This window comes from Mesorhizobium sp. M5C.F.Ca.IN.020.32.2.1 (genome assembly GCF_004023105.1).
GTDB classification, from domain to species: domain Bacteria; phylum Pseudomonadota; class Alphaproteobacteria; order Rhizobiales; family Rhizobiaceae; genus Mesorhizobium; species Mesorhizobium wenxiniae.
The window spans coordinates 1-509 of sequence record NZ_RZSX01001630.1 but is presented as its reverse complement, the minus strand read 5'-3'; the positions used below and the strand labels follow the sequence as shown (position 1 = coordinate 509).

At 64.8% G+C, this 509-nt stretch carries 1 pseudogene; it reads right to left on the bottom strand.

Features of this window, described 5'->3' with window-relative positions:
• A pseudogene (locus EOA86_RS37855) lies at nt 1-509 on the bottom strand (molybdopterin-dependent oxidoreductase); the annotation flags it as partial.

Here is a 509-nt window from a genome sequence, read left to right as displayed (position 1 = left end):
TAACCGTGCCGTACAGCAGGTCCGGCAGCGTCACGTCGATGCCGAAGATCGGCGCCCCGGTCACCTTGGCCAGCATGTCGATGCGTTTTTGCGGCTTGCCGAGCAGTTTCCAGTCGGCTTTGTCCTTGAGCCTGATATCAGCAGGCGGCGCCATTATCGCAGCGGTCGCGGCGACCGCGCCATAGGTCAGCGACTTGCCCGACGCCTTGTGCAGGATCGAGCCATTGGCCGTTTCCAGATCGGCAGCAGCTATACCGAGCTTTTGCGCGGCCGCTGCAATCAGCATCTGCCGTGCGGCGGCGCCGGCCTGCCGCATCTTGTCGAAACCGTCGCGCGTCGAGGCCGAGCCGCCGGTGCCTTGGAGGGCGAGGAATTTTCCGACCACGCCCATGCCGGCGCGCACTATTTCCGCCGTCATGCTTTCGTCGAAGAAGGCGAACGGACCGCCCTCTTCCAGGATCGCCGCGTTGTAATAGGCGTAGGCGGCCGGGCCGTGCTCGACCTTGACC